The sequence below is a fragment of the Nocardia sp. NPDC051911 genome (assembly GCF_040681035.1).
In the GTDB taxonomy this organism is placed as follows: Bacteria; Actinomycetota; Actinomycetes; order Mycobacteriales; family Mycobacteriaceae; genus Nocardia; species Nocardia sichangensis.
In genome coordinates this window covers 164573-181442 of sequence record NZ_JBFAXY010000006.1, presented here as the reverse complement: position 1 = coordinate 181442, position 16870 = coordinate 164573, and the positions used below count along the sequence as shown (strand labels likewise).

At 67.9% G+C, this 16870-nt stretch carries 20 protein-coding genes and 1 pseudogene; 13 read left to right on the top strand and 8 right to left on the bottom strand.

Translation table 11 applies throughout. From position 1 onward, the window contains the following. The first annotated feature begins 38 nt into the window (after positions 1-38). The 5 genes from AB0L97_RS09960 to AB0L97_RS09940 all read left to right on the top strand — a co-directional run bounded on the left by AB0L97_RS09960 (position 39) and on the right by AB0L97_RS09940 (position 4854). The gene (locus AB0L97_RS09960; RefSeq protein WP_355069910.1) at positions 39-800 is read left to right on the top strand and encodes a TetR/AcrR family transcriptional regulator C-terminal domain-containing protein; all 762 of its coding nucleotides are present in this window, start codon (positions 39-41) and stop codon (positions 798-800) included. 142 nt (positions 801-942) lie between these two features. Beyond that, the gene (locus AB0L97_RS09955; protein WP_364427172.1) at positions 943-1674 is read left to right on the top strand and encodes an acetoacetate decarboxylase family protein; all 732 of its coding nucleotides are present in this window, start codon (positions 943-945) and stop codon (positions 1672-1674) included. 527 nt (positions 1675-2201) lie between these two features. After that, on the top strand, positions 2202-2600 hold the full coding sequence (locus tag AB0L97_RS09950) for a DUF202 domain-containing protein (RefSeq protein WP_355069913.1): 399 nt from the start codon (positions 2202-2204) through the stop codon (positions 2598-2600). Beyond that, positions 2597-2905, top strand: coding sequence for a DUF202 domain-containing protein (locus AB0L97_RS09945; RefSeq protein WP_355069915.1), 309 nt, complete (start codon positions 2597-2599; stop codon positions 2903-2905). Before AB0L97_RS09950 ends, AB0L97_RS09945 begins: the two co-directional genes overlap by 4 nt. Before the next feature lie 47 nt (positions 2906-2952). Then, the gene (locus AB0L97_RS09940; protein ID WP_364427167.1) at positions 2953-4854 is read left to right on the top strand and encodes an alkyl sulfatase dimerization domain-containing protein; all 1902 of its coding nucleotides are present in this window, start codon (positions 2953-2955) and stop codon (positions 4852-4854) included. A 12-nt stretch (positions 4855-4866) separates the two neighbouring features. On the opposite strand, the gene AB0L97_RS09935 is transcribed toward AB0L97_RS09940, so the two are convergent. The 4 genes and pseudogenes from AB0L97_RS09935 to AB0L97_RS09920 form a co-directional block, all read right to left on the bottom strand. After that, the gene (locus AB0L97_RS09935; protein WP_364427164.1) at positions 4867-5457 is read right to left on the bottom strand and encodes a hypothetical protein; all 591 of its coding nucleotides are present in this window, start codon (positions 5455-5457) and stop codon (positions 4867-4869) included. A gap of 3 nt (positions 5458-5460) precedes the next feature. Next, entirely contained in the window at positions 5461-5973 is a 513-nt protein-coding gene (locus tag AB0L97_RS09930; RefSeq protein ID WP_355069919.1) for a DUF1990 domain-containing protein, read from the bottom strand. A 128-nt stretch (positions 5974-6101) separates the two neighbouring features. After that, positions 6102-6623 (bottom strand): annotated as a pseudogene (locus tag AB0L97_RS09925) (M23 family metallopeptidase); the annotation flags it as partial. Positions 6624-6646: 23 nt separating this feature from the next. Further along, positions 6647-6928 carry a hypothetical protein gene (locus AB0L97_RS09920; RefSeq protein ID WP_364427160.1) on the bottom strand — a complete coding sequence of 94 codons (282 nt, stop codon included), beginning with the start codon at positions 6926-6928 and terminating at the stop codon, positions 6647-6649. A gap of 378 nt (positions 6929-7306) precedes the next feature. Here AB0L97_RS09920 and rpsB point away from each other — a divergent pair, with 378 nt between their 5' ends. From rpsB to AB0L97_RS09895, 5 genes are all read left to right on the top strand, one after another. Beyond that, on the top strand, positions 7307-8119 hold the full coding sequence (gene rpsB, locus AB0L97_RS09915) for a 30S ribosomal protein S2 (RefSeq protein ID WP_355069923.1): 813 nt from the start codon (positions 7307-7309) through the stop codon (positions 8117-8119). 99 nt (positions 8120-8218) lie between these two features. Next, a complete protein-coding gene (tsf, locus tag AB0L97_RS09910; RefSeq protein ID WP_355069925.1) occupies positions 8219-9043 on the top strand; it encodes a translation elongation factor Ts in 825 nt (274 codons plus the stop codon). 195 nt (positions 9044-9238) lie between these two features. After that, positions 9239-9967, top strand: a complete 729-nt coding sequence (pyrH, locus tag AB0L97_RS09905) for a UMP kinase (protein WP_039799499.1) — start codon at positions 9239-9241, stop codon at positions 9965-9967. A gap of 50 nt (positions 9968-10017) precedes the next feature. Continuing rightward, complete coding sequence (gene frr, locus AB0L97_RS09900; RefSeq protein ID WP_355069927.1) at positions 10018-10575, top strand: ribosome recycling factor; 558 nt, start codon at positions 10018-10020, stop codon at positions 10573-10575. 111 nt (positions 10576-10686) lie between these two features. After that, positions 10687-11685 (top strand): phosphatidate cytidylyltransferase, encoded by a 999-nt coding sequence (locus AB0L97_RS09895; protein ID WP_355069928.1) that lies wholly within the window; start codon positions 10687-10689, stop codon positions 11683-11685. A 9-nt stretch (positions 11686-11694) separates the two neighbouring features. Here AB0L97_RS09895 and AB0L97_RS09890 read toward each other — a convergent pair whose 3' ends face one another. Next, the gene (locus tag AB0L97_RS09890) at positions 11695-12051 is read right to left on the bottom strand and encodes a lipopolysaccharide assembly protein LapA domain-containing protein (protein ID WP_355069930.1); all 357 of its coding nucleotides are present in this window, start codon (positions 12049-12051) and stop codon (positions 11695-11697) included. Between the two features lie 124 nt (positions 12052-12175). Between AB0L97_RS09890 and rlmN the strand changes: the two genes are divergently transcribed. Next, positions 12176-13285: a 23S rRNA (adenine(2503)-C(2))-methyltransferase RlmN gene (gene rlmN / locus AB0L97_RS09885; RefSeq protein WP_364427151.1), complete on the top strand. Its 1110-nt coding sequence runs from the start codon at positions 12176-12178 to the stop codon at positions 13283-13285. A gap of 78 nt (positions 13286-13363) precedes the next feature. Here the strand turns inward: rlmN and AB0L97_RS09880 are convergent, their stop codons facing one another. Next, on the bottom strand, positions 13364-13777 hold the full coding sequence (locus tag AB0L97_RS09880; protein WP_355069934.1) for a DUF5997 family protein: 414 nt from the start codon (positions 13775-13777) through the stop codon (positions 13364-13366). 61 nt (positions 13778-13838) lie between these two features. Between AB0L97_RS09880 and AB0L97_RS09875 the strand changes: the two genes are divergently transcribed. Further along, the gene (locus AB0L97_RS09875) at positions 13839-14762 is read left to right on the top strand and encodes a LysR substrate-binding domain-containing protein (RefSeq protein WP_364427146.1); all 924 of its coding nucleotides are present in this window, start codon (positions 13839-13841) and stop codon (positions 14760-14762) included. 52 nt (positions 14763-14814) lie between these two features. Here AB0L97_RS09875 and AB0L97_RS09870 read toward each other — a convergent pair whose 3' ends face one another. Next, entirely contained in the window at positions 14815-15129 is a 315-nt protein-coding gene (locus tag AB0L97_RS09870; protein ID WP_355069937.1) for a hypothetical protein, read from the bottom strand. Between the two features lie 132 nt (positions 15130-15261). Next, positions 15262-15528, bottom strand: coding sequence for a DUF2631 domain-containing protein (locus tag AB0L97_RS09865; RefSeq protein ID WP_355069939.1), 267 nt, complete (start codon positions 15526-15528; stop codon positions 15262-15264). Positions 15529-15672: 144 nt separating this feature from the next. Between AB0L97_RS09865 and dxr the strand changes: the two genes are divergently transcribed. After that, a complete protein-coding gene (dxr, locus tag AB0L97_RS09860) occupies positions 15673-16812 on the top strand; it encodes a 1-deoxy-D-xylulose-5-phosphate reductoisomerase (RefSeq protein ID WP_364427141.1) in 1140 nt (379 codons plus the stop codon). The last annotated feature ends 58 nt before the right edge of the window (positions 16813-16870 follow it).

Here is a 16870-nt window from a genome sequence, read left to right as displayed (position 1 = left end):
AAACTCGAACAGTGTGCGAGCGATTATAAGATCGTGTTGTGACCAAGCAGTTCGCGTCGGTATGGACCAAGCAGCCGCGCCAGCCCAAATCGCCCGGGCTGCGCCGCGAGCAGATCATCGCGGCGGCCGTCGAGATTCTCGACGCCGAGGGGCTGGAGTCGCTGAGCATGCGCAAGCTCGGCGCGAAACTGGGTGCGGGGGCGACCAGTCTCTACTGGCACGTCTCCAACAAGGACGAGTTGCTGGAATTGGTGCTCGATGAGTTCTGGGGTCTGGTCCGGACCCCGGAGCCCGAGGAGGCGTCCTGGCGTGAACTGCTGAACACCTTCGCCTACAACTTGCGCGCGTCCATCAGGGAGCACCCATGGATGGCGTCGCTGGTCGGGCAACTGCCGAGCATCGGCCCCAACTCGCTGCGTTTGAGCGATCGGCTGCGCCGCGCGTTCGTCCGGGCGGGTTTTCATGGCGTGGACATCTATCTGGCGAGCGGCACGGTGATGTGTTTCGTCTTAGGCCAGGTGATTCCGGAGATCGCATGGGACAAGGTATCCGAGGGGATGGAGATCGACGCCGACGGCGTGCTGCGCGTGATGCAGGACGTGGCCGGCGACTATCCCGAGATGCTGGCGGACTATCGGGCGACCGTGCCGACCGACCAGGAGGCCGGGCGTGCGATGGCGTTCGACTTCGGCTTGCTCTGCGTCCTCGATGGCCTGGAAGCTCGCCTGCGCAACCTGCGGGAACCCGGGCAAGAGTCGCGGGCGGCGGGATCGCCCGTGGGTGACGCTGAACAAACATGAAACAGGTTCTCGGTAGTCGAAACGGGCTGAAAATCGGAATTGTGCCGATAAATTGAAACGTGTTCTATAGACGTGATCCGGTACCGGATCACGCATGGCCACGCGGCGCGCCCGAGCGCCGATGCGCAGAAAGGCGTCTGACGTGAGCACGCACACCGTTCTCGGCCGAGAGGTGCGCATGCCGGTCCGCATCCGGCTCGCGCACGCGTTCATGGCCACCTATCTGGTGCCCGCTGAACGGGCGCAGCGCCTCATCGACTACTCCGGCTTGGGGATTCTCCGGCTCCCGGGCGGGCGGGCGATGTGCACGCTGGTCTTCGTCGACTACGTCGACGGCGATCTGGGTCCGTACAACGAGTTCGGCGTCTCGTTCATGGTGCGCCACCACACCGCGGGGGCGCCCTCCGGAATCGGCGACCTGCGGGCGCTGGTGACCGGGCAGGCCGGCGTGTTCATCCACAAGCTGCCGGTGGACGGCGAGTTCACTTTGGCCGCAGGGCGTGGCATCTGGGGCTTTCCGAAGGAACTCGCCGAATTCGTCGTCGATCACGACGGCCGGACGCGCAGCGGCGCGCTGCACCAGGACGGGCAGCTCATCGCCGATCTCACGGTGCGGCCGGGATTCGCGACCCCGAACGGTCGCGCCGCGGCGTCCTCGTTCGACGCCTACTCGCACATCGACGGCGTCACTCGCTGCACGCGCTGGGAGATGCGGCCTTCCGGCATGCGTGCGCGTTTCGGCGGGGCCGAGCTGACGCTGGGCGACCATGCGATCGCCGCGGAACTCCGGTCGCTCGGTCTGCAGCGGCGTGCGTCGATGTCGTCGTCCGTCTCGCGGCTGGCGATGACGTTCGAAGACGCGATCTCGATCTGACGTGCCTTCCGCATAACCACCCGGTCACGGGCGGGTGGGGTACGTGGACGGTCCGGCGCGGCTGCGGTTAGCCTGGCTTAGCGGATCGTTTGCCAGCGCTCTAAGTTATGGAGTGTGCCCGTGATCGTCGCCGACCGGACCTGCGTCGCTGATGGGCGCTGTGAACAGCGGATATCGCACGATTTCGAGTGGCTTGCGCAAGTGATTTCCGGTACCGGATACGCGCCGAAACTCTGGTTGCTGAGTTATTCAGAAACGTTCGGGTCTTCGGCCGGCCGACCGGACCGCTCGATGGTCAGTGTGCTCGCCCGGACAAGATTCTCAGGACACGTGACGGAGTCGGTCGCGTTCCCGCCGCCGGTGATGGTGCGCCGCGAGCTGCCCCGATCCCCACTAGCGTGGTGTGTCGTGACCACCGTGCAGTCCGGCGTCCTCCTGCGCATCGGAACACCGCCTGGCGCAACGACATGCAGACCCGCGGGGCGCGAGCGGGTCGCCCTCGCGAGGCGCAGGTGGGCGGACGCCCGATGTCGTTCGACCCGAACCGAGGCGGCGTGACGCTCCCGAACCCGAACCCCGGAGCCGAAGGGGAAGAGGGTGAGGAGGAGCTCGACTACCGCTTCACGCTCGCCAACGAGCGCACCTTCCTGGCTTGGATGCGGACCTCGCTCGGACTGCTGGCCGGTGGCGTCGCGGTGCACACACTGGTTCAGTCGTTCCGGATCGCGGGATTGCGGCGCGCGATCGCGCTCAGCTGCCTGGTCTTGGCGGCGGTCGTCGCGATCGGCGCGTACGGGCACTGGCGGCGCATCGGCGTGGCCATGCGGCGCGGCGATCCGCTGCCGGAGACGGTGCTGGTGCCGATCCTGTCGGCGGGCATCGCGATCGTCTCGGTACTGGCGGCGGTGGCGGTGCTGCTGCGGTGAGCGCGCCACATCTATCCGCCGAACGCACCGCACTGGCGTGGCGGCGCACCGCCGTGTCGGCGATGGTCGTCGGCACGCTGTTCCTGCATCAGGCTCTCGGCAGCGGATGGCGTGCGGCCGCGGTCGCGCCCATCGGAGCCGCGATCGCGATGGCGGCGCTGACGGGGGCTTGTTATCTGCGCAACCGCGGTCTTCGCCGGGGCCGCTACGCCCACGGTGGTCGCGTCATCGCCGCGACGGCCGCGGCCGTGGTCGTGGTCGCGCTGGCCGCCGCGGCGGCCGGTTCTCTCGAACCGCTGCCTTGATCGGGTAGCGGCCCAGCAAAGTTGGCCGAGACGACAGGAGGACGACAATGTGCACAGCGAGCGAGCCGAGCGGCTTCATCGTCGCGGAGCACGAGCGTGCGACCGCCGCGCTGCCATTCGCCGACAGGACCGATCTGGCCGACGCCGATCGCGGCTTCGTGGCCGCGCTGGAACCCGGGGTGGTCACCTCCGAAGACGGAACCGTCGTCTGGGACAACGACTCCTACTCGTTCCTGCGCGAACCCTGCCCGCCCTCGGTCCATCCGAGCCTGTGGCGGCAGTCCGGCCTCGCGGTGCGACAGGGGTTGTACGAGGTGTGCGCGGGCATCTATCAGATCCGTGGTTTCGACATCTCCAATATGACGCTGGTCGAAGGCGAGACCGGAGTCCTCGTGATCGATCCGCTGATCTCGGTCGAGACCGCCGCGGCCGGTCTCGCGCTCTACCGCGCGCATCGTGGCGACCGCCCGGTGACCGGTCTGATCTACACGCATTCGCACGCCGACCATTTCGGCGGAGCCTGCGGCGTCATCACCGCCGAGGAGGTCGAGACGGGACGCTGCCCGGTGCTGGCGCCTGCCGGATTCCTGGAACACGCGGTCGCGGAGAACATCTACGCGGGCACGGCGATGGCGCGCCGTGCGGGGTACATGTACGGCGCCGTGCTGCCGCGCGGTCCGCTGGGCGCGGTGGGCTCCGGGCTGGGCCAGACCACGTCGGTCGGCACGGTCACGTTGATCCCCCCGACCGTCGACATCACCGCCACCGGGGAAGAGAAGACGATCGACGGCATACGGATGGTCTTCCAGCTCACGCCCGGCACCGAAGCGCCCGCGGAGATGAATTTCCACTTCCCCGACCGTCGCGCGCTGTGCATGGCGGAGAACGCGACCCACACCCTGCACAACGTGCTCACGTTGCGCGGCGCGCTGGTGCGTGACGCGCATGTCTGGGCGAAATACCTGACCGAGGCGATCAACCTGTTCGCCCGTGACTCCGACGTCGTCTTCGCCTCGCACCATTGGCCGACCTGGGGCACCGACCGCCTGGTGGAGTTCCTCTCCCTGCAACGGGATCTGTACGGGTATCTGCACGACCAGACCGTCCGCCTGCTGAACCAGGGCTACGTCGGCGCGGAGATCGCCGAGCTGGTCGCCCTCCCGCCCGCCATCGAGGAGGCCTGGCACGCGCGCGGGTACTACGGCTCGGTCAGTCACAACGTGAAGGCTGTCTATCAGCGCTACATGGGGTGGTTCGACGGCAACCCCGCACATCTGTGGGAGCATCCGCCGGTCGAATCCGCTCGGCGGCACGTGGAATTCATGGGCGGTGCGGAAGAAGTGCTCCGCAAAGCGCGGGCCTCCTACGACGCCGGGGACTACCGCTGGGTGGCGCAGGTGGTCAACTATGTCATCTTCGCCGATCCGGACAACGACGCCGCGAAAGAATTGCAGGCCAGCACGTTCGAGCAACTGGGCTACGGCGCGGAGAACGCCACGTGGCGCAACTTCTATCTCAGCGGCGCCTACGAACTGCGCTACGGCTCGTTCGGCACGCCCACCAAGACGGAATCGGCCACCATGGCGGCGGCGCTGTCCGTCGACCAGATCTTCGACGCGCTGGCGTTGCGCGTCGACGGCCCGAAGGCGTGGAACCATCGGCTGGTGACGGACTGGATCCTCACCGACCAGGACCGCACCCATCGGCTCGAGTTGCGCAACGGCCGCCTCACCCACTTCGACGTCGCCCCGGGCATGTCCCTGCCGGAAGCCGATGCCACCTTCACGCTGGCCAAGGCAACACTGATCCGCGTGTTGCTGGCCGGCGACGACTTCGGCGTCGCGGCGGCCGCCGGCGACATCGTCATCGAGGGAGACGTCACCAAGCTCGCCGAACTGGTCGACATCTTCGACGCCCCGGACCCCGATTTCGCGATCGTCACACCATAGTCCGCGCTCTGCTCATCTCGCCTCGCGGCCGAAGAAATAGCCGACCACGATCCCGGCGAGGCCCGACACCGGCGCCAGGTATTGCGTCAGTTCCTGTGCGGGCAGACCTTTGACGATGCCGAACATGACTCCGGCCACCGTGCCCGCCACCAGCGCGGCGGCGAGTCCTGCGCGGTAGCGCGCCTCCAGGATCTTGTTCTTCGCCTCCGCCTCTTCTTTGATCAGCTCGGTGCGGCGCGACTCCGCCTGCAGTTCATGGTCGCGCCGAGCTCGATCGACGGCCTCGGTGTCGGCATAGGCCGATGCTTGGTATTCGCGCTTCGCCGTGATGTAGGTCATCATCTGGTCGAACGAAAGGGACTCGACGCCCATCAGTCGAGAAGATTCGATGATCTCCTGGATCTCGGCACGGCTGTCGAGTGCCTCGCCGTAAATGGGCGAGGCCGGATCGCTGTCCACAGGGAAATTCACAGGACCCTCGGCCATTTCGGGTTCGCCGGTCACCGGAACAGTATCGCCCCGTCGTCGCTGCCCTGCTGGTTGATCAAAAGTTCTGATACAAAGCACTTTTCGGTTGTTCCGAACGTACGGCCGTTCCGTCATCGTTCAATCGGACGTCGGCAATGTCGCGAGGTATCGGCCCGCAACGAAGCGCTGGGTCAGCCGCATCACGGGTCCGCCGAGCCGGGTGTACCAGGTGGCTGGGCGGGAGAACGCGACGATCAGCCCGTACACCATGTCGTCGGCGGAGTCGTACTCGACCGCGAACAATTCTTCACCGGAGGCCGGGTGCCCGGGCAGGGTGCCGTAGGCGAAACCCCGCCGGTCGGGTTCGTCGAGGACGTACACCACCCGGCACGGAGCGGTGATCCCGAACGGCCCGACTCCGAGCCGCACGGTGACGGCGGTGCCGGGTTCGGCCGTCGGAGTATCGGCGGATCGGAAGATCCCGGTGCCCTTCTGCACGCGGTAGGCCAGAATCTGCGCCCCCGCCTGCTCGAACAGCGCGCGTCCCCGGCCGATGCGCCGCCGCAGCCGTAACCCGTGATAGCCCTCCGGCGCCACACCCCGGGTCGCGCCGAGTTCGGAGTACGTGAACGGCTCCAGTCCATCCGCCATGTCCTGATCTTCGCCCCACGGCCTACGGTCTCGCCACCTTCTGCCGCAGACACGCCGGTCCGGGGGCGCCGAGGCCGCCGACCGATGCGCTGCGACGCGGCGGATCGTCCGACGCTGGAACCAGGACGCACCGGCTTGAGCCGCAGGGGAGTGAGATGCAGAAGCCCGAGGGGGTCCAGATACTCACGGTTGCGGTGGAGACCGCCCTCGACGCGGGCTCCCCAGTGCAGACACACCGCCACGCATCCCAGGTGCCCGGACTCCAGCGTGCCGATCCGGGTACCTCGTCCGACCCGCCTTCCCACGGGGACTTCGGCGCGAACGGGCTCGTATGTCGTGCGCAGCCCGCCGGGGTGGTCGATGGAAACGACCGGCTTGTCGGCCACCGTTCCGGCGAAAATGACGATCCCCTCTCCCGCCGCGAGCACAGCTTGCCCCTCGGCGCCTGCCAGATCGACCCCCCGATGCCCCGGTAGCCAGTTCTGCGCGGGTTTGTCGAAGTGCCGAACCACCGCGGGGCGCGGCTGCAGGGGCCAGTCGAATCGCCCTTCGGGTCGGGCTGTCGCGGTCGGCGCCGCCGCGACGATTGCGGCGATGCCGAGAGCCAGCGCCGAAGAAGACCGCCGCCGCATCGCATTCGACCTGGTCATTCGCGCCGCGCCGGGAGGGCCGACTACCGCCCGCAGAGGGGTGCGGGCGGTGCGCACAGGTCGCTACCGGGGGCGGAACTCGTCTCATGCCGGTCGTCCCCACCGCCACCGAGTCCGGCTTGCCGGAAGGGCAGCGGCGCGCGACGCGGCAGGCCGGACAGAGACGGCAGGCAGACGGAGCCCGTGCAGGCCCCGAGCCCGGGTTTCACGGCAGGCGTCTCGGCCCCGACCGGCGGCGCGGTCACAATGCCGAGCGCGAAGAACAGCGGAAGAAGAAGGGTTGTCGCGGTGGAGATCGGTTTCATGGCTCAACCCTTCCGCGGCTCCGGCGTCGCCGAGGGCTCGATCCGTGGAATGGGGATAACCCGCTCGACTGTGGAAAGCCGCCGTTCCGCCTGGTCGGAGGCTTCGGATCGGACCGATTTAGATCTGGTGCCCCGAGGTCGTAAACTGATCGAGCGGTCTGTGCGTGCATGGACCGACTTCGCGCGCCACCGTGCTTGTTCACAGCGGCGCTGTTCGAATCGAGCTCGAGACAATTGGGTTCGCGGCAGCGTGTTCGGAACAGGGAATCGCCGGCTGGTCCCCACCTTCGTGGTCGGGTCCGACGATTCGGTGGCGCCAGGGCAGCGGATCGCCGATTCGCTGCGTCAACCGGCAAACGAAAGAGAGATACGGGAGCCATGGCTGTCGTAACCATGAAGCAGCTGCTCGACAGCGGCGCACACTTCGGACACCAGACCCGGCGCTGGAACCCGAAGATGAAGCGGTTCATCTTCACCGACCGCAACGGCATCTACATCATCGACCTGCAGCAGACGCTGACCTACATCGACAAGGCCTACGAGTTCGTCAAGGAGACCGTCGCCCACGGTGGCACCGTCCTCTTCGTCGGCACCAAGAAGCAGGCCCAGGAGTCGATCGCGGCCGAGGCGACTCGCGTCGGGATGCCCTACGTCAACCAGCGCTGGCTGGGCGGCATGCTCACCAACTTCTCCACCGTGCACAAGCGTCTGCAGCGCCTCAAGGAGCTCGAGGCCATGGAGCAGACCGGTGGCTTCGAGGGTCGCACCAAGAAGGAAATCCTCATGCTGACGCGTGAGATGAACAAGCTGGAGCGCACCCTCGGCGGTATCCGCGACATGCAGAAGGTGCCCTCGGCCATCTGGGTCGTCGACACCAACAAGGAGCACATCGCCGTCGGTGAGGCGCGCAAGCTGAACATCCCGGTCATCGCGATCCTGGACACCAACTGCGACCCCGACCTGGTCGATTACCCGATCCCGGGCAACGACGACGCGATCCGCTCCGCCGCCCTGCTGACCAAGGTCGTCGCCTCCGCGGTGGCCGAGGGCGTGCAGGCGCGCGCCGGTCTGTCCTCGGGCGACGAGAAGCCGGAGGCGGGCGCGGGCGAGCCGCTGGCCGAGTGGGAGCAGGAGCTGCTCGCGCAGGCCGCCCCTGGCGCCGAGGCCGCAGAGACCTCCGCCGAGGCCTGAGCGGACTCGTAACCAGCTGTTTCGGCGGCGATCACGAGCCAGTGCCATCGTGATCGCCGCTGTCAACATCCACACTTCTCCAAAGGAGGCTCGCCGAGAATGGCGAACTACACCGCTGCCGACGTGAAGCGGCTCCGGGAGCTGACCGGCTCCGGCATGATGGATTGTAAGAACGCGCTGGCCGAGACCGACGGTGACTTCGACAAGGCCGTCGAGCTGCTGCGCATCAAGGGCGCGAAGGACGTCGGCAAGCGTGCCGAGCGCACCACCGCCGAAGGCCTGGTCGCCGCCAAGGACGGCGTCATGGTCGAGATCAACTCCGAGACCGACTTCGTCGCGAAGAACGCGGAGTTCCAGCAGCTGGCCGAGCAGGTCGTCGCCGCGGCGGCGTCCGCCAAGCCGGGCGACCTGGACACGCTGAAGGCTCTTGACCTGGGCGGCAAGACCGTCGACGAGGCTGTGCAGGCGCTCGCCGCGAAGATCGGCGAGAAGCTCGAGCTGCGCCGCGTCATCTCGCTGAACGGCCCGGTCGCCACCTACCTGCACAAGCGTGCCTCCGACCTGCCGCCCGCCGTCGGCGTGCTGGTCGAGTACACCGGTGAGGGCGACGCCGCGGCCGAGGCCGCTCGCGCCGCCGCCATGCAGGTCGCCGCGCTCAAGGCCAAGTACGTGACCCGCGACGAGGTTCCCGCCGACCTCGTGGAGAACGAGCGCCGGATCGCCGAGCAGACCGCTCGCGAGGAGGGCAAGCCTGAGGCCGCGCTGCCGAAGATCACCGAGGGCCGGGTCAACGGCTTCTTCAAGGACGTCGTGCTGCTCGAGCAGCCGTCGGTCACCGATTCGAAGAAGACCGTCAAGGCTCTGCTGGACGAGGCCGGTGTCACCGTCACCCGCTTCGCCCGCTTCGAGGTCGGCGCGAACTGAGTTTCGCCGCACCTTCAGCGTGCAGGCCCCCCGCCGACCGAACGAACGCCGGTTGACGGGGGGCCTTCTGCTGCCGCTCCAACCGAATAAGGCAGGATAGATGCCGCTCTGCCTTGCTCTACGTCACAGGCGCCTGCCGTGAGCAACGAATCGCCGGAAGAACGACAATCCCTCGCCGAAGGAGACTGGAGACCCATGACGGACCCGGGGACCGATCGCCCAGGATATCGCCGGGTACTGCTGAAACTCGGCGGAGAGATGTTCGGCGGCGGGAAGGTCGGACTCGACCCGGACGTGGTGCAGACGGTGGCCGAGCAGATCGCCGAGGTGGTCGCCACCGGCGTCCAGGTGGCCGTGGTGATCGGCGGCGGGAACTTCTTCCGCGGCGCCGAACTCGAGGAGCGCGGCATGGAACGCGCGCGCTCGGACTACATGGGCATGCTCGGCACGGTGATGAACAGCCTTGCGCTGCAAGACTTTCTGCAGCAGCAAGGTGTGGACACCCGGGTGCAGACCGCGATAACCATGGGCCAGGTCGCCGAGCCCTACCTCCCGCTGCGCGCCAAGCGGCATCTGGAGAAGGGCCGCGTGGTCATCTTCGGAGCGGGCATGGGTATGCCGTACTTCTCCACCGACACCACCGCCGCGCAGCGCGCGCTGGAGATCGGCGCGGACGTGGTCTTGATGGCCAAGGCGGTCGATGGAGTGTTCACCGCCGACCCGCGCGTCGACGAGACCGCGACCATGTACACCGAGATCACCCACAAAGAGGTCATCGAGCGCGACCTCAAGGTCGCGGACGCGACCGCCTTCAGCTTGTGCATGGACAACCAGATGCCGATTCTGGTGTTCAATTTGTTGACCAAGGGCAATATCGCCCGCGCGGTCGCCGGTGAGAAGATCGGCACACTGGTTCGGTCCTGATACCCGCCGACCGCGGATCATGACATGACGACGCTGTGGAGGAAACGGTCGTGATTGAAGAAGCGCTCTTCGACGCCGAGGAGAAGATGGAGAAGGCCGTCTCGGTGGCGAAGGACGATCTCGGAACCATTCGCACCGGTCGCGCGAATCCGGGCATGTTCTCTCGGGTCGTGGTCGACTACTACGGATCGCCGACCCCGATCACCCAGATGTCCAGCATCACGGTGCCGGAGCCGCGCATGGTCGTGATCAAGCCCTACGAGGCGGCCCAGCTCGGGCCGATCGAGACCGCGATCCGCAATTCGGATCTCGGCGTCAACCCCACCAACAACGGGGACATCATCCGCATCTCGGTGCCGCAGCTGACCGAGGAGCGCCGTCGTGAGCTCGCCAAGCAGGCGAGAGGCAAGGGCGAGGACGCCAAGGTCGCCATTCGCAATGTCCGTCGCAAGGCGATGGACGAACTGGGCCGCATCCAGAAAGATGGCGAGGCGGGCGAGGACGAGGTCGGGCGTGCCGAGAAGGAGCTCGACAAGACCACCGCCAAGTATGTCGGCCAGATCGATGAACTGGTCAAGCACAAGGAAGCCGAACTGCTCGAGGTCTGACGCGGATCGGTCGGCAGGCGTGACCGGGCCCGGAGGAGGCCCAAGTCACCGCGAGTGCCGCCCGTGACAGCGCCGAGGCCCGCCCGGGCGGGGGACGAACGGAACGACGAGTTGAGCGACGGGACAATCGTGGCCGAGAACGCCGCCGCGACCGGTGCGGCAGAGGAGCCGCCGGTGAACGGAACAGCCGATGCGATGCGACAGCACGCGCACGATGCTGGTGCTTCCGGTTATGAACGGTTAGGCGGTCCCGCGAATCCCGCTGCGGCGCACACCGCTCCCGCCTCGAGTGGTTCGCGGGCGGGTCGCAATCTGCCCGCCGCGCTGGCCGTCGGCTTCGGCCTCGGCCTCTCGCTGATCGCGATCCTGCTGTTCGTGCCGAAGGTGTTCATCGGCGTCGCGGCGGCCGGGGTCGGCGTGGCCACCTGGGAGGTCGCCAAGCGCCTGCGCGAGGCCGATGTGCTCGTCCCGCGGATTCCACTGATCGTGGGCGGCCAAGCGGTGTTCTGGCTGGGCTGGCCGTACGGCGCCAGCGGTGTCGCGGGCGCGTTCGCCGCGACCACGCTGATCTGCATGGCGTGGCGGCTGTTCGACCACGGCTTACGGACAGCTCCACGAAACTTCTTGCGCGACACCGCTATCACGGTGTTCACGCTGGCCTGGATTCCGCTGCTCGCCTCGTTCGCCACCCTGCTGCTGCTCGAGCCGGACGGCAATCTGCGGGTGCTGACCTTCATGATCCTGGTGGTCTGCTCCGACGTCGGCGGTTATGTCGCGGGCGTGCTGTTCGGTAAGCATCCGATGGTGCCCTCGATCAGCCCGAAGAAGTCGTGGGAGGGTTTCGGCGGCTCCCTGGTGTTCAGCGTGATCGGCGGTCTGCTCACGGTGACGCTCCTGTTGGATGCCAACTCGATGATCGGCGTCGTCCTCGGCGTCGGCCTGGTGCTGGTGGCCACTTGCGGCGACCTGATCGAATCGCAGATCAAGCGCGAACTCGGCATCAAGGACATGGGCACGCTGCTGCCGGGCCACGGCGGCATCATGGACCGCCTCGACTCCATGCTCCCCTCGGCGTTCGTCTCCTGGCTGGTGCTGTCCACGCTGCTGTGATCCGGCGCGTCAGACCTTCTTGGCCGCGCGGCGCAGCTGCAGGATGCGCACGCCGCCCACCGAGGCCATGACGAGCGCGCCGCCGATCATCGACAGCAGCACGGTGACGCCGAGTGGCAGCGAGAAGTCCCAGAAGAAGAAGTGCACTTGGACCTGCTCGAGGTTCTGCACGATGAAGATCAGCAACAGGACCAGGATCAAGACGCCTGCGACGAGTCCGGTCCAGGCGTAACCGGTGCGCGAGGCAAGAGACTTCTTGACCGGGACGGCGGGCGGAACGACCGGCGGGGCGCCCGGCGGCGTCGTGCGCTGACGCTGTGACAGGTCCGGATCCGGTTCCGGCGGGTGTTCGGCATGCGTGGACATATCTCGATCATGGCCGACGGCTATCACGCCCGCACGCATTTCCTCGGGACGACCGAGCATGTCGAGACGTGCGTATGTGGTCGAGTGCGGGGGTGTCTGCCTCGGATGGGAGAATGGAACGACTATGACCCTCTCCCTGCCCCTGGTTTTCGACGCTCCGCGCCGTGGCATGCCGCCGCGTCATCTCGCCGACCTCGACGCCGATGGCAGGCGCGCGGCCATCGAGGAACTCGGCCTGCCGAAGTTCCGTGCCGATCAGATCGCCCGGCAGTACTACGCGCGATTGCAGGCCGATCCGGCGCGGATGACGGATCTGCCCGCCGCGGTCCGGGAGAAGATCGGCGCGGCACTGTTCCCGCCGCTGCTCGACGTGGTCAAGCATGTCGCGTGTGACGAGGGGGAGACTCGCAAAACGCTCTGGCGTGCGGGAGACGGCACGCTGCTGGAAAGCGTGCTCATGCGCTACCCCGATCGCGCGACCCTGTGCATCTCCAGTCAGGCCGGTTGCGGCATGGCGTGCCCGTTCTGTGCCACCGGCCAAGGTGGGCTGAACCGCAACCTGTCCACCGCGGAGATCGTCGACCAGGTGCGTGCCGCGGCCGCCGCGCTGCGGGACGGGGAAGTGGCCGGTGGGCCGGGCAGACTGTCCAACATCGTCTTCATGGGCATGGGGGAGCCGCTGGCGAACTACAAGCGGGTGGTCGCCGCGGTCCGCCGGATCACCTCGCCCGCGCCGGACGGACTCGGTATCTCCCAGCGCAATGTCGTGGTCTCGACCGTGGGGCTGGCTCCGGCCATCCGCAAACTGGCCGACGAGGGATTGTCGGTGACGCTCGCGGTCTCGCTGCACACGCCCGACGACGAACTGCGCGACACCCTGGTTCCGGTGAACAACCGCTGGCCGGTCGCCGAGGTGCTCGACGCGGCCCGCTACTACGCCGACAAGACCGGCCGCCGCGTCTCGGTCGAATACGCGCTCATCCGGGACATCAACGACCATCCGTGGCGCGCGGACATGCTGGGCGAGAAGCTGCACAAGGCGCTCGGCTCCCGGGTCCACGTCAACGTCATCCCGCTCAACCCGACTCCGGGCTCCAAGTGGGATGCCAGCCCCAAGACGGTCGAGCAGGAATTCGTCCGCCGCGTCAACGCCAAGGGCGTGCCCTGCACGGTCCGCGACACCCGCGGCCAAGAGATCGCCGCCGCCTGCGGGCAGTTGGCCGCGGAGAACTGAAATCTCGGCTGCGCATGATGGGTGGCGGCATAGCCTCGCGCCGCCCATTGCAGGGCCAGCGTTTCCCCGACGGAAGCGTTAGCCGCGGTTCTTCGCCGGACGGTTGGTGGCGGCGCGACGTTCGGCTTCCTTCGTCTTGATGCGCTCGTTCTCCGCGCGGACCGCGGCGTAGTTCTCCCGCTCGCGCACGAGCCACTCCGGCGGGTCGGCGAGCAGGGCGTCGATCTCGTCGACCGTGAGATGGTCGGAGACCCCGGCGCGGGTCAAGCCGGTGTTGGAGACGCCGAGTTTGCGTGCCACCACGTCGCGCGGGAACGGGCCGGTGCGGCGCAGTTCGGTGAGCCATTCGGGCGGATCGGCGCGCAGCGCGTCGAGCTGGGTGCGCGAGATCGGCGCGTTGCGGAACTCCTCGGGTGCGGCCGGAAGGTAGATGCCGAGCTTGTTCGCCGCCGTCAACGGCTTCATCATCTGCGGTTTCTTGTCCGGGCTCACCGACCCAGCTTACTGGGCGGCGCGGCGGGGCCCGACCGCGCGGTGGCATACGCTTCCACGAATGAGCCCGTTGGAGTCGATCGATGTCGTGCGCCTGCGCTGGTTCGTCGCGGTCGCGCAGGAGTTGCACTTCGCGCGCGCGGCGAAGTCGCTGCACATCTCGCGGCAGAAGCTCAGCCATACCGTCATCGACTTGGAAAACGAACTCGGCACAAAGCTTTTCGTGCCCGGCGCGCAACCGACCCAGCTCACCGACGACGGCCGCGAATTGCTGGAGCGGGCCCGCGAGATCATCGCGCGCGCCGAGTCGGCGGCGCAGCGGCACGAGCCGGAGGCATCGGCCGCCCTGCGGGTGGGTTTCGTGCCGGGCGTCACGGTGTCCAAATGGACCCGGATCTGGGCCGAGCGGTTCCCGGACATCCCGCTGGAGGTGAGCGCGCTGGCGCAGGCGGATCAGGAGGCGGCTCTACGCGCGGGGAGCGTGGACATGTGCTTCGTCCGGCTGCCGATCGACCGCGAAGGCATGAGCGCGATCCCGCTCTACCGCGAGGTCCCGGTCGTGGTGGTGCAGAAGGAACACCCGCTGTCGGTGTTCGACGAGGTGCGCATGGCCGACCTGGCCGACGAGCGTCTCCAGGACACCTCGGACGTCGATGCGATCGGCGGCGCTCTCGAGCTGGTCGCGGCGGTCGGCGGCGCGGCGATCGTGCCGCACTCGCTCGCTCGCCTGCATCATCGCCGCGACCTCGTCTATCGTCCGATGCTCGACGTTCCCGACACGGAGGTCGCGCTGGCCTGGCCCGCCGGCCGCACCACGGATCTGGTCGAGGAGTTCGTCGGCGTCGTCCGTGGCCGTTCCGAGCGCAGTTCCCGCAGCCAGGCCCGAGCCGACAAGGACGAGTCGCGGAAGAAGCCCCCGGCCAAGAAGGTGGTCGGTCGTTCGGCCCCGGCCAAGAAGAAACCTGCCCGACGCCGCGGACGCTAGCGATCCGTCCGGCGACGGCGCGAACCCGGCCCGGGTCCGCGCCGCCCGGCGATCAGCTCTTGCAGACTCGGTTCAGCTCGTCCGTCGCGGCGTCCATGCTCGTGACCTTGTCGTCGGTCAGAGCGCGGGCGTAGGCGGCGATGGCTTCCTTCTCCGCGCCGTCGGCCTGGATGGCCGAGAGCTTGGCGGCAAGGGACTGCTGCACGGTCGGGTCCAGATTCCCGCCCGACTCGTCGATGGCGGCGTTGATCGCGTCGACGGCCGCGCCGCACGCCGGTGACTGGGCGTACGCGGGCGCGGCGGGCGACAACAGCAGCGAGCCGAACGCACTCGCGGCGAGCAGGGCGGCCGAACAGATCTTGATCATTGCGTCCTAAGTAGTCGTGCGAACAGAAACCGAGGTCCGCGACCCGGCTGGGACGCGGACCTCGGACGCACACGGTACCGGGCCGCAGCCCGCGATACAGGACGAATGAAATTGTGCGAGAGGACTTTTCGGCTAGCGCGGCTTGCGCTGGAGCACCGAGTCGCGGATCAGGATGCCCGCGATCAGGACGGCGAAGCCGACGAGGAAGATGTCCTCGATCTTGCCCTTGTGATTGCCGACCAGCATGGCCAGCAGGATCAGCGCGACGATCCAGCCCGCGATACGGAAGGTACGACGCGACTCGCCGCTCCAGCCCCAGGCGGCGGAGGGAACTTCGGCGGGATCCACGCGAGTGACGACGCGCTCGGTTTCGACGTGTTCGAGTTCCGTGGCGGCCACGATCGCTCCTTAGCTGTTACTTGTACCGATATTCCGGTACGCACTCGATGAGCTGCTGCCGCATATCGTGACATACGACGGTGCGTCGTTGTAAGTCGGCCCGCGCCGGTCGAACACGTTCCCCAGGTAGGACACAATGAAGGCGTGTCCGACATCGTGAGAGTCCTGCTGCTGGGCAGCACCGGATCCATTGGCACCCAAGCGCTCGAGGTGATCGCCGCCAATCCCGACCGCTTCGAGGTGGTCGGACTCGCCGCGCGCGGCGGCAACACCGAGCTGCTCGCCGCCCAGATGGCCGCCACGGGCACACGCAATGTGGCCGTGGCCGATCCGGCCGCGGCCCAGCGGCTGGACCTGCGGCTGGGCGGCCCGGGTGCGGTGACCGAACTGGTGCGCCGCACCGAGGCGGACGTCGTGCTGAACGCTCTGGTCGGCTCGCTCGGGCTGGAGCCGACCCTGGCCACCCTCCAGTCCGGTACGCGCCTGGCGCTGGCCAACAAGGAATCGCTGGTCGCGGGCGGCTCCCTGGTCACCCGGGCCGCCGTCCCCGGACAGATCGTCCCGGTCGACTCGGAGCACTCCGCGCTGGCACAGTGCCTGCGCGGCGGTCGCGCCGACGAGGTCGACCGGCTGGTGCTGACCGCCTCCGGCGGCCCCTTTCGCGGCTGGACCGCCGAGATGCTGGAGTCGGTCGAGCCCGCCGAGGCCAAAGCGCATCCCACCTGGTCGATGGGTTTGATGAACACCCTGAACTCGGCCTCGCTGGTGAACAAGGGACTCGAGCTGATCGAGACGCACCTGCTGTTCGGCGTGCCCTACGACCGCATCGACGTCACCGTGCACCCGCAGTCGATAGTGCACTCGCTGGTCACCTTCACCGACGGCTCCACGCTCGCTCAGGCCAGCCCGCCGGACATGAAGCTGCCCATCGCGCTGGCGCTCGGCTGGCCCGACCGGGTGCCAGGCGCGGCCGCGGCCTGCGATTTCGGCACCGCGTCCACCTGGACGTTCGAACCGGTCGACAACGACGTCTTCCCCGCGGTCGAGCTGGCCCGCGCGGCCGGCGAGGCCGGCGGCAGTGTCACCGCGGTCTACAACGCCGCCAACGAGGTCGCGGTGCAGGCTTTCCTGGACGGCGCCATCCGTTTCCCGCAGATCGTCGGCACGGTGGCCGCCGCGGTGGAGGCGGCCCAGCAGTGGCGCGCGGAGCCGGAATCGCTCGACGAAGTCCTCGCCGCGGACACCTGGGCGCGGGAGTTCGCCGCCGCCCGGGTACGCGGCTGACGCCCTTCGGCGCCGGATCGGACGCGCGAAGCGACGGCGTCCTGGCACACTGAACACA